Origin of the sequence: Rhodopseudomonas pentothenatexigens (assembly GCF_900218015.1) — a bacterium.
Taxonomy (GTDB): Bacteria; Pseudomonadota; Alphaproteobacteria; order Rhizobiales; family Xanthobacteraceae; genus Rhodopseudomonas; species Rhodopseudomonas pentothenatexigens.
Genome location: NZ_UFQQ01000003.1, coordinates 221,757 through 235,967, shown reverse-complemented (window position 1 = coordinate 235,967; position 14,211 = coordinate 221,757). Strand labels below are relative to the sequence as shown.

Sequence of the window (14,211 nt, the reverse complement as noted above, 5' to 3'; positions counted from 1 at the left end):
TCCACCCCGGCCTCCGCTTCGCCATAGCCGATGCGGAGCATCGGCGTGTTTCTCCTTAACGGCGGCCGAAGGCCGCCTATGCGACCCTCCCCGCAAGGGGGAGGGGTGCCATCAGCACCGCGGCCAACCACGACTGCCGCTCAGCCGCCAATCGCTGCGGCGTTACGCTTTCGTCTCGCCCTTCACCTTCGCCAGAATCCGATCCGCCTCGCTCCGCCAATCCGCGCTGCGCGCAAAACCTTTGTCGCCGCGCGTCCCGAACAAGCCCTCCTCCGCTAGATCCGCCACCCACGCCTGCCGCTCGGCGGTGCCTTGCGCCGACCACGGCGTCAGACCGGCGTCGCGCACGGTCTCGGCGACTTCGCGGACTTCCTCGGCGCGGCGGCGGCCGTGTTCGATGACGCGCTGGAAGAAATACGCGCCCTGCTTCTCCCAATCGATCGACGGAAACGTCTCGGCAAGCGAGGCGATCACCGCGTCCTCGACGCCGTAGGCGCGGGCGGTGGTGAAGCTCTCGATCACCATCGCCTCGAGCCCCTTGATCATGATGCTGCGGCACATCTTGGTGGCCGAGGCGACGCCGAGCGTGTCGCTCGCCGGCTTGGCGGCGAAGCCAAGCGCATTGATCAGCGGGGCCAGTTCGGCAGCATGCGGCCCGCCGAGCAGCAGCGGCACCTTGATCCGATAGGGCGGCACCGAGGTCATCACCGCGCCTTCGACGTAGCGCCCTTGCGCGCCATGGATCAGCGCCGCGGCTCGCTGCTTGGCGCCGGGCGAAGCCGAGTTGAAGTCGAGAAACCAGGTGTCCTGGTTGATGGCGCCGGCGCAGGCTTCCGCCACCGCGACGGTCTGGCTGGCCGTCACCGCCGACACGATGAAGTCGCTGCGCGTTGCCAGATCGGCGTGCGACGAGGCCGGTGTCACGCCGTGGCGGCCGGCGTGTTCGCGCAGCGGCCCGCCGCGGTCGTCGTCCAGCTTGAGATCGTAGGCCGCGACCTTGACGCCCTGCGCGCGCAGTTCCTCGGCGAGAATCTTGCCGACCTCGCCGTAGCCGACGATCCCGATGCGCCACTGTTTCGGATCGCTGCTCATCAGTCGGTGTACTTCAGTCCGGCTTGTTCCAGCGGCTCGCGCATCTTGTACATGTCGAGGCCGAGCACACCGGAAGCGAGCTTGGCGCGCTTCTCGGCCTCGTTGGCTTCGCGGGCTTCGGCGGCATCGGCCGCCATCTGCGCCACCGCGGCCGGCACGATCACGACGCCGTCGTCATCGGCGATCACCACGTCGCCGGGCGTGACATAAGCACCGGCCGCGACCACCGGAATGTTGACCGAGCCGAGCGTCGCCTTGACGGTGCCCTTGGCGTGGATCGCCTTCGACCATACCGGAAACTTCATCTCGGTGAGATCGCGGACGTCGCGCACGCCGGCGTCGATGATCAGGCCGAGCGCGCCGCGGGCGCGGAAGCTGGTGGCGAGCAGATCGCCGAAGAAGCCGTCGGTGGAATCCGCCGTGCACGCCGCCACCACGACGTCGCCCGGCTGCAATTGCTCGGCGGCGACGTGCATCATCCAGTTGTCGCCCGGCTGCAGCAGCACGGTGACGGCGGTGCCGCAGATATGCGCGCCCGGATAGATCGGCCGCATATAGGGATGCATCAGTCCGACGCGGCCCATCGCCTCGTGCACGGTGGCGACGCCGAACCGCGACAGCTTCTCGACCGCCGCCTTGTCGGCGCGGTCGATGTTGCGCTTGACGATGCCGAGATCGTTCATCCGCACGGTCATTGTTACTTGCCCTTCGCCTTGAGCGCCGCATCGAGCCGCGGATAGACGCGGCGGGCGTTGCCTTCGTAGATCTGCTGCTTCTCTTCAGGCGTCAGGATCGTCGACGCCTCGATGTAGCGCTTGGTGTCGTCATAGTAGAAGCCTGTCCGCGGGTCGATGCCGCGCACCGCGCCGATCATCTCCGAGGCGAACAGCACGTTGTCGACCGGGATCACGGTGTTCAAGAGGTCGATGCCGGGCTGGTGATACACGCAGGTGTCGAAGAAGATGTTGTTGAGGACATGGTCCTCGAGCAGCGGCTTCTTCATTTCCTGCGCCAGACCGCGGAACCGCCCCCAGTGATACGGCACCGCGCCGCCGCCGTGCGGGATGATGAATTTCAGTTCCGGAAAATCTTTGAACAGGTCGCCGGTGACGCACTGCATGAAGGCGGTGGTGTCGGCGTTGAGATAATGCGCACCGGTGGTGTGGAAGCAGGCGTTGCAGCTCGTAGAGACATGGATCATCGCCGGGATCTGCAGCTCGACCATCTTCTCGTAGATCGGGTACCAGTTCCGGTCGGTCAGCGGCGGCGAGGTCCAATGGCCGCCCGACGGATCGGGATTGAGGTTGATGGCGACGAAGCCGTACTCCTTGACGCACTTCTCAAGCTCGGGAATGCAGGTCGCAGGGTCCACCCCCGGCGACTGCGGCAGCATCGCGGCGCCGATGAAATTGTCCGGGAACAGCTGCGACACGCGGTAGCACAGCTCGTTACAAATCGCCGCCCAGGTCGACGACACGTTGAAGTCGCCGATGTGGTGCGCCATGAACGAGGCGCGTGGGCTGAACACCGTCAGGTCGCTGCCGCGCTCCTGCATTTTCTTGAGCTGGTTGTCGATGATCGAGGCGCGCAGCTCATCGTCGCTGATCTTCAGCTCGGACACTTTCGGCATCACAGACGGATCCTTGATGCCCGCGATCTGCCGGTTGCGCCAATCCTCCAGCGCCTTCGGCGCGGTGGTGTAGTGGCCGTGAATGTCGATGATCATCGGGTGTCCCTAACTGCTTGTTCTTCGTCATTGCCGGGCTTGACCCGGCAATCCATCGCTCTTCTGAAGATGGATGCGCGGGTCAAGCCCGCGCATGACGCCTGTTGTATATGCCCCGCTCGCTAACTCAGCGAGCATCGATACGCGTTCCAGTTTCGTCGTTGTTTCACCCCGCCCGCCGCAGCGCCGCGTCGGCTTGCTTCCCGCCCCACACCGCCGCCGGCACCATCGCTTCGCCGCGCATGATCAGGCGCGCGGTGCGCAGCAGCGCGGCGCGGGTGACGGTCTGCGGATTGGCCGGATGGACTTCGATTTCGACCGAGAACTCGCCGGTCGGATGCTCGACCGAGATCTGCTTCACCGTGCCGTGCGGCACCTGCGCGATTCCTTCGGTGACGCTGCCCTTCAGCACGCAGGCGGTCGCCACCGTCACGGCGGCGAGCACGCCAATCGCGTCGTGGCAGACGTGCGGGATGAAGCTGCGGGTCGAGATGCTGCCGCCGGCGCGCGGCGCCGCGATCAGCGTCATCTTCGGATAGTTCTTGGAGGTGACGTCGCCGAGTTGCATGGCGTGGCCGCAGGCGATCCGCAGTTGCTCCAGCCGCGCCTTCAGCTCGGTATCGGCATTGAGCTGCGCGACGCCCTCATAGCCGGTGCGGCCGACGGCTTCAGCCCGAAACATCACCAGCGGCATGCCGTTGTCGATGCAAGTAACCTCGACGCCGTCGATGACATCACGGACGTTGCCGGTCGGCAGCAGGCCGGGCGCCACCGAACCGGCGGTATCGAGGAAGTTGATCTTGATCGGCGCCGAGGTGCCCGGGGCGCCGTCGATCCGCGCGTCGCCCTCGTATTCGACATGGCCTTCCGGCGTCTGCACCGTGATGTCGCACTGCATGTCGGTGTTGAGCGTCAGCACCCGCAGCGTGGTGGTCGACCCCTGCGGCGTCACCAGACCGGTTTCGAGCGCGAACGGGACCACGGCGGCCAGCATGTTGCCGCAGTTCGGTGTGGTGTCGACCGTGTCCTTGTCCGGCTGCAACTGGGCGAACAGAAAATCGAGATCGACGCCAGGCTTGCTGCCCTTGGAAACGATGCCGACCTTGCTGGTGAGCGGATGCGCGCCGCCGAGGCCGTCGATCTGGCGGCGATCGGGCGAGCCCATCACCGCGAGCAGCACCTTGTCCCGGGTGGCGATGTCACCCGGCAGATCGTCTGCGTTGAAGAAGGGGCCGCGTGAGGTCCCGCCGCGCATGAAAAGGCAGGGAATTGCGGTTTGCATTCGTTTCCTTCCGCATCGTTATTGCTATTTTGGCCGTGCGGCCTGACCGGCGCCACGGCGGGTGGTCTATAACAGCTATCGGCTTCCGGCATGGCAAGTGCGGAAAATCGATGCCGAAACTGTGTGCCGAGCTCAGGTCGGCAGTTGTTTGACCAGGTCGGTCAGCAATCGCATGGCGTGCTGTGCGAGCGGCGTCGGCCGCCGCGTCGCCGACACCACCAGACATAACGCACTGGCCGGCGCCGGGTCGACCAGCGGGCGCATCACCAGCTCGGTCGCGCGCGGCGAAGCGGCGACACCGCTGCGCGTCAGCACCGCATGGCCGTAGCCGGCGCACACCAGCTCGATGATCGACGGCACGCTCGACACCTCCCAGGCGATATCGAGCTTGACCCCGGCCAGCGCCGCCTCGTTTTCGAGCAGCCGGCGCATCGCGTGCACGCGCTCGGGAACAATCAGCGGATAGTCGGACAGGTCCTTGAACGGCAGCGGCGCCGCGGCGGCGCGGCGCTTGGCGGTGGGTGCGTGGCTGACCAGACCGAGCGGTTCCTGCAGCAGCGGCGTGATCTCGATGCCCGACTGCGCGTCCGGATTGTAGACCAGGCCGACATCGGCGCGGCCGGTGGTCACCCATTCGACGATGTGCGACGACAGGCCTTCGACGATCGCCAACCGTGCCGCCGGCAGCGCCCGCTTGAAATGATCGATCAGCGGCAGCGTGAGCTGGCGGGCGATCGACGGCGGCAACCCGATGGTGACGCGGCCGACCGGCGCGTCGCGGCTGGCGCCGAGATCCTCGCGCGCATGCGCGACCATCTGCATGATCGCGACCGAATGGTCGAACAGCCGCCGTCCGGCCTCGGTCAGCGCCACGCCGCGGCCGTTGCGCAGAAACAGTTGCTGGCGCAGCTCGGTCTCCAGCCCGCGCACCTGCCGGCTCAGCGCCGGCTGCGCAACGTCCAGCACCATCGCGGCCTTGCTGAACGAGCCGAGCTCGGCGACGTGCATGAAATATTCGAGCTGCTTGAGGTTCATCGCTGGATCGCGGGCCCGCCGCTATTGCCGCTCGATCCCGGCCTGTTCGATCACCGCGCGCCACTTCTCGATATCGGTGCGCAGCCGCGTAGCCAGTTGTTCCGGCGTCGACGGTTTGGCGTCGATCCCGAGTTCGAGCATTTTCTTCTTTAAAGCGGGATCGACCAGGATCTCCTGCAGGGCCGTGTTCAGCGCACTGATCACCGCCGGCGGCGTGCCGGCCGGCGCGAACAGCCCGTTCCAGGATTCGATGCTGGCTTCGATTCCGCTTTCGCGCAGCGTCGGAACGTCGGGGGTGATCTTCGAGCGGAGCGGACCGGTCGCCGCGAGCGCCCTGATCTTGCGATCCGCAAGACTGCCTTTCAGCGCCGAGTAGCTGTCGATCGTCAGGTCGACGCCGCCTTGAAGCAATGCGACCAACACCTCCGGCGTTCCGCGATACGGAACGATCACGAAGTCCACCCCTGCCGCCGTCTTGAACAGCTCGGCGGCGAGATTCTGGGTGCTGCCGTTGTTGATGGCGCCGACATTGAGCGCGCCCGGCTTCTGCTTCGCCGCCTTGATGAAGTCTTCGAGCGTTTTGAACTTCGAATCGGCGCGGACCGCGAACAGGAAGTCGAAGGTGCCGAGGCTCGAGATCGGCGCGAAATCCTTGACCGGATCGAACGGCAGTTTCTTGAACAGCGACACGCTGATCGCGGTCCCGTTCGACAGCAGCGCCAGCGTGTAGCCGTCCGGCTGAGCGGCGATCACCGTGCGGGCCGCGGCGATGCCACCGGCGCCCGGCTGGTTCTCGACATAAAATCGCTGACCGAGCTTGGCGCCGAGCTGATCGGCAATCAGCCGCGCGGTGAGGTCGGCGACGCCACCGGCCGCGAACGGCAGCACGATCCGGACCGGGCGGTTCGGATACAGTCCCTCGGCATATCCGGCGGGGGGCGCCGCCGACGCGGCGGCCAGAGCGGCGACGGCGGTTGCCAAGACCGCCCGGCGTGACAAAACAATGCGACGGATCAAGCTCATGGCGTGACGATAGTCCAAACGAGGCGGATTTCACAGCGACGACTGGCGTTGACCTGATCCGGCCGGATCGTCAGAATCCTGGGCAACGAACGGGACGGGCCTGTCGCAGGCGCGAGGTGTCCGCCCGACTGAAGAAGAAGTCTTCCGAGGAACGTTGTGGAGTCCCGATGTCGCAGCCGCCGCTGTTTCGCCCTCTCACCCTGCGTGGCATCACCGCCAAGAACCGCATTCTGATCTCCCCGATGTGCCAGTATTCCGCGGTCGACGGCCTGGCCAACGATTGGCACTTGGTGCATCTCGGCAAATTCGCGCAAGGCGGCGCCGGCATCGTGATGGTCGAGGCGACCGCGGTCACCGCCAACGGCCGCATCACCCATGGCGATCTCGGGTTGTGGAACGACGATCAGATCCGCCCCTTGGAGCGGATCGCCGCCTTCCTGCGCGACAATGGCGCGGTGCCGGCGATTCAGCTCGCCCATGCCGGCCGCAAGGCGAGCATGCAGCGTCCCTGGTATGGCAACGCCGCGCTCACCGAGGAGGACATCGCCCGCGGCGACCAGCCGTGGGAGATCGTCGCGCCGAGCGCAATTCCGATGGACGAAGGCTGGCTGACGCCGCAGGAACTCACCGAGAGCGACCTCGATCGTCTGCTTGAGGCTTGGCGCAGTGCGACCCTGCGGGCGGTCGAGGCCGGGTTCGAGATGCTCGAAGTGCACTGTGCCCACGGCTATCTGCTGCACTCGTTCCTGTCGCCGCTGTCGAACAAGCGCACCGACGCCTATGGCGGCGACCGCGCCGGGCGGATGCGGTTTCCGCTGGAGGTGATCGAGACGGTGCGCGCCGCTTGGCCGGACACGCTGCCGCTGTCGGTGCGGGTGTCGTCGGTCGATGGCGTCGAGGGCGGCATCGAGCTGGCGGATACGGTGGTGTTCGCGCGCGAGGCCAAGGCGCGCGGCGCCGACATCATCGACTGCTCGTCGGGCGGCCTGCTCGGTTCGGCGACCGCCAACCGGATTCCGCGCGGCTACGGCTTCCAGGTGCCGTTCGCCGGGACGATCCGGACCGAGGCCGACATTCCGACCATCGCGGTCGGGCTGATCGTGCACCCTGATCAGGCGGAGAAGATCGTCGAGCAAGGCCAGGCCGATCTGATCGCGATCGGCCGCGAGGCGCTGTTCGATCCGAACTGGGCGCTGCATGCGCAGCTTGAACTGACCGAGGGCGACGAGGTGTTTGCCGACTGGCCGAAGCAATACGGCTGGTGGCTGGAGCGCCGCGAGTCGGGCCTGCGCAAGCTCGACGGACCGAAGCTGCCGTTCCGGCGAAGCTGAGAGATCAGCCGCGCCGCCTGAAAACGCAGATGGCCGGGACGAAGCCCGGCCATGACGACGCTGCTGCCGACCCAACTAAGAGCGAAGCCGATGGGATGGGTTGAGCAAGCGAAACCCATCGAACCGTTCGACGCCTCCAGATGGGTTTCGCGAGAGCCCAACCCATCCTCCGACGTCACCGCGAGCCGTTACCAACCGCAGCCGCCGCAGCGCGGGCGCACCGGCGCGTAATAGCTGTAGCCCGGCGAAACCATCTCGACGCGTTCGCGGGTGGCGTATTGGGGCGGAATGCGCTCGTATTCGACCCCACCAGGCGAGACCATCACGGTCTTCGGCACCATCACGGTGCGATATTGCGGCGGAATGCGATGCGCGACGACACGGCCCGGATTGACCATCACCGTTTCCTCGACGGTGCGGTACTCCGGAGCCACGTATTGCTGCTGATAACAAGTGTAGCACGGCGGCGGGGCGCAGCCGTAACAGGCGGAGGCGGCGGTCGGCAGCGCGACGGCGGTGCCGGCCACGACGGCGGAAGCGAGCAGAGCGGCGGACAAGCGAGACATGGACGATCCTCAGCGCCAGATGACTATCACCGCATGATTGTTGTGATCATGAGGTCCGTCAACGATCGAGCGGAATCAACCTTTACGAAGATCATTAACGCCATGCCGTGGTAAGGACTTGGTCACTGTGGAGATGCACGGCCCGATCACGCCGCCCGCACCGTGCCGAGGAAGCGGGACACCTCGTCCTTCAGTCGGGTGCTGTCCTGGGCCAGCGATTGCGCCGACGACAACACCTGCACGGAGGCGGAGCCGGTCGCGGTCGCGCCACGCTGGACCTCGACGATGTTGGCGGAGACCTGGTGCGTGCCTTCCGCGGCATGATGGACGTTGCGGGAAATCTCCTGGGTGGCGGCCCCTTGCTCTTCCACCGCCGAGGCGATGGTTGCGGAGATCTCGGACATCCGGGCGATGGTATTCCCGATCTCCCGGATCGCGCTCACCGACTGGTCGGTCGCGCTCTGGATGCCGCCGACCTGCTGGCTGATCTGCTCGGTGGCCCGGGCGGTCTGCTCGGCGAGTTGCTTCACTTCGGCTGCGACCACCGCAAAGCCGCGGCCGGCCTCCCCTGCCCGCGCCGCCTCGATGGTGGCGTTGAGCGCGAGCAGGTTGGTCTGCGACGCGATGGTGTTGATCAGTTCGACCACGTCACCGATCCGTGCCGCGGCCTCGGAAAGATGGCTGACGCGCTCGTTGGTGACCTGCGCCTGGGTGACCGCTTCGCTGGCGATCCTCGCCGATTCCTGCACCTGACGGCTGATCTCGTTGACGGACGAAGCCATCTCCTCGGTGGCCGAGGCCACCGATTGCACATTGGTGGACGCCTCCTCCGACGCGGCGGCGACCAGGGTCGTGAACTGCTGCGCACGTTCGGCGGTCGATGTCAGCGTCGTGGCCGAAGCCTCGAGTTCGGTGGAGGCTGACGACACCGTCTGGACGATCTCGCCCACTGCTCCTTCGAACTTGTCGGCGAGCGTGATCATGTCGCGCTTGCGCTGCGCGGCCGCGAGCCGCTCCTGCTCGGCCTGAGCGGCGGCCTCGGCGGCAGCGCGCTCCTGCGCTTTCAGCTTGCAGGACTCAACCGCGCGGGCCATGTCGCCGATCTCGTCGCTGCGCTGCAGGCCGGGCAACACCAGATCGAGTTCGCCGTCGCCGAGCCGCCGAACTCCATGGCTCAGTCCGCCCAGCGGTTTGGTGATCGAGCGGCCGATCAAGATGCCCAGCAGCACCACCGCCGCGATGATGGTGGCGATCGAGATCTGCATCCGGGTTTCGGTGCTCTGGCGCGCCGTTGCGGCCATCGCTTTGGCGCGGTCCACCTGCTGCTTCACCGCGGCGGACAATTCGTCGATCGCCGGCTGCAGAGACCGGTAGGTCGCCACCATATTCTTCTCTTCGCGTTCGGATGTGATCGCGCCGTCCATCCAGACGAAGAAATCTCGCTGATAAGCGGCGAGCTTCTCGCCCAGCATCGTTTTGGCGGAATCGGGCAGATTGGACGCGGCCAGTTCCGTCGAGAATTCGGCGGCGCGCTTCTTCATGTCCTCGCCGTATTTCGGATTGCGACGGAGCATGAAATCCTTCTCATGCCGCCGCATCATCAGCATCTTGACCATCAGCCTCGGTGAATCGAAGCCGCTCAGCGCCTTCTCGATGTCGTGCACCGAGGTGCGCAGGCTGCCTTCGAGTCCGAGGTCCTCCTTCAGGCCGAGCTTCACGGCGGCCGCGGCGAGCTTGCCGAACTGGAGCTGGTAGTCCTGAAAACCGGTGCGAACCGAGTTCAAGGTGCGGGTCAGTTCGATCTGGCCGTTGGCTTCGGTCTGGCGGATCATGTCCGCAATCGTGTCCCCGGCGATCTTGCCGTTCTGCTGAAACAAGCCGAGATACTGCTCGTCTTTCCGCATCAGGAAGTTCTTCTCGGCGCGACGTTGTTCGAGCAGGGCGATCTGCAGGGCGGCGTTGCTGTCGCCGAGCGTCCGGGCCTTTTCGTCGACGACGCGTGCGGCGTCCTGGGACGCCGCGCCGACCATGTAGAGCGTGCCGAGCGTCAAGACGCCGACGATACCGACCACCGCGATGGAGTTGATTTTGTGGGAGAGGCTGAGGCGAAAGGTCATCGAGGGTCCTGAGGTCGTTCTGTCTCGGTCGTTTTGAGGCGTGGTCTCGGCCTTGCCCGCAGCGTTGCCGCAATGCTGCCGACGCCAGGCGCCATCGGGCGGGGCAGCACGCGCGATAATGCAAAACCGACGTCGGGCGGCGAGCAGGTCGAGGTCAATGAGGCCGATACTGGGCTGCTCTTGCTAAGTTTGCCTTAAACAATTCCGCTGCAGGGAAATCCCCGCAGAATCCCGGGACGCGGCTGTTAGTTGTCGCGAGAGCTTCGCAAGACGATCGGGGCGCCGGCCGTCCGGGACACCTGTTGCGATGACCGAGCGAAACGGGTCCGAAGTCGGAGGAGCCGGCTGATGTCGCCGTTCAAACGCCGGGTACGAAGTCCTTAAAGACTTCTGACGCGTCGAGCCGGAACGCTCTCGTCCGGTGTCGATGCAGAGCTTCCTGTTCCTGGCCCGGAACCAAACGGCGCGTGGTCGTTGCATGGGGGAGCGATCGTTGGTCGCAGGTCTGTTTCAGTTTGGGACCGCTGACGCGGCGGTGCATCCTGCGAGCAACACTCGATTTGAAATTCACCGGACCTTGCGCATCGATCTGGACAAAGCGCCGATCGGAAATCACGCTGGGTCTGTTTCGAATCCGTGTCACGGACGGGTTCGCGACGGGGATGGGTGGGGGAGCCATGAGACTGATCACGGGGATGCTTGCGGCGGTGCTGCTGTTCGCCGGCGTGGCATCGAGCCAGGCGATGGTTCGAATCGCCGAGGATCGCGGCGGCCGGATCGGAACTTACGTCGACAAGTACCAGTCGCTGCGCAGCTCCGGCGAGACCGTGATGATCGACGGACTGTGCGCCTCGGCCTGCACGATCGTGTTGGGAGCGGTGCCGCACCACAAGATCTGCGTGACCTCGCGAGCCAATCTCGGCTTTCACGCGGCATGGGATCTCGGCTCGAACGGCCGGGCCATCACCAACGCCGAAGCGACTCAGATGCTGTACACGATGTATCCGGCCAACATCCGCCGCTGGATCGCCAAGCGCGGCGGCCTGACGCGCCACATGATCTTCCTGCGTGGCAAGCAATTGATGTCGATGTACCGCCCCTGCTACATGGACGCGCGAGCGCAGGCGGGACGCTGACGCCTCCGGAGTGGCGGCGGCTCGTTCTCCGCATCACGTGATCGGCGCAGCGGCGTCCCGGCTTGCCGGCCGCCACGGGGCGCTCTATTGGGGGGCGGTGCGGCTCGATCCGCACGTCGCACCGGCCCTGCGGAAATGACGCCACATCGGCCGATCCGGGTTCGCGAGGATTCCGTCGATGTCAGCACCAGCCAAATCCATCCGACCGCTCGTCATCGTCGCCACCTTCGCCGGCAGTCTGGTCGTCGGCCTCGTCGTCGTGCTGTGGCTGCTCGGCGGCCTTCAGAAGATCTCGGCGCCGGCGACGATCGGCGGCCCGTTCCGGCTCACCGACCACACCGGCCAGATCGTCACCGAGCAGAGCATGAAGGGCAAGCCGACGCTGATCTTCTTCGGCTTCACCCGCTGCCCCGACGTCTGCCCGACCTCGCTGTTCGAATTGTCCCAGGTGCTCGCAGCGCTGGGCTCCGACGCCGATCGGCTCAACGCCTATTTCGTCTCGGTCGATCCGGAGCGCGACACGCCGCAGTCGATGAAGGAGTATCTGTCGAGTTTCGATCCGCATCTGAAGGGGCTGGTCGGAACGCCGGAGGCCACCGAGAAGATCGAAAAGGGCTATCGGGTCTATGCCAAGAAGGTGCCGCTCAAGGACGGCGACTACACGATGGATCACACCGCGCTGATCTACCTGATGGACAAGTCCGGGAATTTCGTGGCGCCGTTCAACATCAAGCGCAAGCCCGAGGAGGCTGCTGCCGATCTGAAGCGGTACTTGTAGACGCCGCTGCACCTCTCCGCCGCTGTCCAGGAGACAGAGGCTCGAGCGGATCCGGACGCCGGGCGACGCCGTGCTGGGTCTTTTCCCAGCGATACGGACACCAGACGAAATGCGCCAGCGCGCGCCACGCCGCCAGCGACAGGCACAGCCAGTACAACGGCGTCAACGCCAGCACACCGGCATGCTGCCATTGCCTCCGCCGAATCAGACCGAGCAGGCCGACGACGACCGTCGAAGCGATGCCCGACCAGATCGCGAGCCAATGCAAGGCGGTAGGCATGTCCTGCGCCGGCCGCGACGGCGACAGATCCGCCCAGTCCGCGGCGGACATCACCGCGACGATCACGAGCAGCGGGTAGGCCAGCGCCGACAGCACGTTGCCGCCGAGCATCAGATTGAGGGCAAGAAATCCATGCGGACCGGTCTGGCGCAACAGCCGCAACGGGTTCCGCATGTGGACCTGCCAGGTTTGCAGCCAGCCCTTCATCCAGCGCGTCCGCTGGCGCAGCCAGTTGCCGAATGCGAGCGGGGCCTCCTCGAACGTGCTCGACGCAAAGGTGGCACAGCGAAAGCCGAACCGCGCCAACCGGAAGCCTAGATCGGCATCTTCGGTGACGTTGTGCGGGTCCCAGCCGCCGATCGTCCGCAGCACGTCGGTGCGGAAGTGGTTCGACGAGCCGCCGAGCGGCAGCGGCAGGCCGAGCGCGGCAAGGCCGGGCAGAAACAGCGCGAACTGGCCGGCATATTCGGCCAGGAAGGTGCGCGACAGCCAGTTATGGGTCAGGTTGTCGATGCACAGGCTGGCCTGCACGCAGGCCGTCGAAGGATCGGCCGCATCGAACGCGGCGAGCGCGGCGCGGAGCTGATCCGGGGCCGGCCGATCCTCGGCGTCGAAGATCGCAATGAAGCTGCCGCGTGCGAAGGCCAGCGCGTAGTTGAGGGCTTTCGGCTTGGTCTGCGGCGCCGCGTCGGGCGCGATCAGCACCCTTAGATGCGATCGCGGCTTCAGTCGTGCCAGCGCCGCGCGGGTCGCGAGATCGTCGGGCTCGATCACCAGAATCATATCGAGTTTCTCGCGCGGGTAGTCGAGAGCTTCGAGCGCATCGACCAGCGGCCCGACCGATTCGGCTTCGCGATACAGCGCCGCCACCACGGTGTAGACAGGCAACTCCGCATCCGCCTTCCGCCGGGTCGGTGGGAGCGCGTGCGACGGCCACAGGCTGGCGAGCAGCCGCAATCCTGCGAAGCCGACGAACCATGCCGCGAGCACCGTGGTGGTGACTTCGCGGTCCAGCAGGAAAGGCAACATCAGCAGGGCTGCCACGCAGGCACCGCGCCGCAGCCGTTGCCGCCACAACGGCTCGGCCCGACGCGGCGCCGCCGACAGGGTCGGAAACCTGCGATGCAGGTCTGTGCTGGCCGCTTCGGCGAGCGCCGACGCGCCATGATGTGCGAGGAAGGTCTGCAGCATTGCAGGCGAGCTGAGCCGCAGCCGCGACCGGATCTGCGGATACTCCTGCACCAGCCGGCACAGCCCACGGCAGGCCAGACGCTGCGGCGCGATCACCCAGAGCAGGTCCCCGTTCATGCGAAGCGGGACGATGCCGGTAGCCGCCGCGCGCGGGATCTGCTCGTCGCTCAACGGACAATCGGATCGGCCGACATCCTCGAAGTCTTCGAAGGCAAGCTGAAGTGCGTGGGAGAGGTATCGAAGATAGGAGGCTTCGTCGATCAGTTCCCAGTGGATCAGGACACGATCGGCGCCGATCTGAAGGTCCTGACTGCGCTGGGCCGCCGCTTGCAGCAGCGCCGGTGTCAACACGCCGCGAAGGCAGTCCAGTTCGGGCGTTCCGATGCCATTGAGCCAGCCAAGCCGGTGGGCACCTCCGCCGCCGAGATCCTGATTTTTGAGAGCGACGGGCCGGCAGGCCGGAGAGCCTGAGCGTCCGCCCCATGAGGCGATCGCCTCATCATCGCCGCGCTGCCCCGTGATCGTATCGTGCAGTCCGGCGCGGTCGGTCACGACCATGGCACGCCCCAACGCAAACGGCACTCGCCTCCCGCACCGGATGGTCTATAAGACCGCCGGTGCGGAACCCCTGATGATGCAACCACAGATTGTTTT

The 14,211-nt window shown here is 66.0% G+C and carries 12 protein-coding genes; 3 read left to right on the top strand and 9 right to left on the bottom strand.

Translation table 11 applies throughout. The features are described from left to right. Positions 1-162: 162 nt before the first annotated feature. The 6 genes from DWA33_RS03975 to DWA33_RS03950 form a co-directional block, all read right to left on the bottom strand. The gene (locus DWA33_RS03975; RefSeq protein WP_114356792.1) at positions 163-1,092 is read right to left on the bottom strand and encodes an NAD(P)-dependent oxidoreductase; all 930 of its coding nucleotides are present in this window, start codon (positions 1,090-1,092) and stop codon (positions 163-165) included. Then, on the bottom strand, positions 1,092-1,787 hold the full coding sequence (gene ligK / locus DWA33_RS03970; protein ID WP_114356791.1) for a 4-carboxy-4-hydroxy-2-oxoadipate aldolase/oxaloacetate decarboxylase: 696 nt from the start codon (positions 1,785-1,787) through the stop codon (positions 1,092-1,094). The genes DWA33_RS03975 and ligK overlap by 1 nt, the downstream gene beginning before the upstream one ends. A gap of 2 nt (positions 1,788-1,789) precedes the next feature. Beyond that, a complete protein-coding gene (locus DWA33_RS03965; RefSeq protein WP_114356790.1) occupies positions 1,790-2,818 on the bottom strand; it encodes an amidohydrolase family protein in 1,029 nt (342 codons plus the stop codon). A gap of 166 nt (positions 2,819-2,984) precedes the next feature. Continuing rightward, positions 2,985-4,100, bottom strand: coding sequence for a 4-oxalomesaconate tautomerase (locus DWA33_RS03960; protein WP_114356789.1), 1,116 nt, complete (start codon positions 4,098-4,100; stop codon positions 2,985-2,987). A gap of 132 nt (positions 4,101-4,232) precedes the next feature. Continuing rightward, entirely contained in the window at positions 4,233-5,135 is a 903-nt protein-coding gene (locus tag DWA33_RS03955; RefSeq protein WP_114356788.1) for a LysR family transcriptional regulator, read from the bottom strand. Positions 5,136-5,156: 21 nt separating this feature from the next. Continuing rightward, positions 5,157-6,116, bottom strand: coding sequence for a tripartite tricarboxylate transporter substrate binding protein (locus tag DWA33_RS03950; protein WP_244601190.1), 960 nt, complete (start codon positions 6,114-6,116; stop codon positions 5,157-5,159). Positions 6,117-6,325: 209 nt separating this feature from the next. On the opposite strand from DWA33_RS03950, the gene DWA33_RS03945 reads away from it, so the two are divergent. Then, positions 6,326-7,489, top strand: a complete 1,164-nt coding sequence (locus tag DWA33_RS03945) for an NADH:flavin oxidoreductase/NADH oxidase (RefSeq protein WP_114356786.1) — start codon at positions 6,326-6,328, stop codon at positions 7,487-7,489. Between the two features lie 188 nt (positions 7,490-7,677). On the opposite strand, the gene DWA33_RS03940 is transcribed toward DWA33_RS03945, so the two are convergent. Continuing rightward, positions 7,678-8,055, bottom strand: coding sequence for a hypothetical protein (locus tag DWA33_RS03940; RefSeq protein WP_114356785.1), 378 nt, complete (start codon positions 8,053-8,055; stop codon positions 7,678-7,680). Between the two features lie 146 nt (positions 8,056-8,201). Beyond that, positions 8,202-10,172 (bottom strand): methyl-accepting chemotaxis protein, encoded by a 1,971-nt coding sequence (locus tag DWA33_RS03935; protein ID WP_114356784.1) that lies wholly within the window; start codon positions 10,170-10,172, stop codon positions 8,202-8,204. A gap of 677 nt (positions 10,173-10,849) precedes the next feature. On the opposite strand from DWA33_RS03935, the gene DWA33_RS03930 reads away from it, so the two are divergent. Both DWA33_RS03930 and DWA33_RS03925 read left to right on the top strand, forming a co-directional pair. Further along, positions 10,850-11,308 (top strand): hypothetical protein, encoded by a 459-nt coding sequence (locus DWA33_RS03930; protein ID WP_114356783.1) that lies wholly within the window; start codon positions 10,850-10,852, stop codon positions 11,306-11,308. 178 nt (positions 11,309-11,486) lie between these two features. Then, positions 11,487-12,086, top strand: coding sequence for an SCO family protein (locus DWA33_RS03925; protein WP_114356782.1), 600 nt, complete (start codon positions 11,487-11,489; stop codon positions 12,084-12,086). Here the strand turns inward: DWA33_RS03925 and DWA33_RS03920 are convergent. Then, the gene (locus tag DWA33_RS03920) at positions 12,037-14,115 is read right to left on the bottom strand and encodes a glycosyltransferase family 2 protein (protein ID WP_114356781.1); all 2,079 of its coding nucleotides are present in this window, start codon (positions 14,113-14,115) and stop codon (positions 12,037-12,039) included. The two genes, DWA33_RS03925 and DWA33_RS03920, sit on opposite strands and share 50 nt — an antisense overlap. Positions 14,116-14,211: the final 96 nt, after the last annotated feature.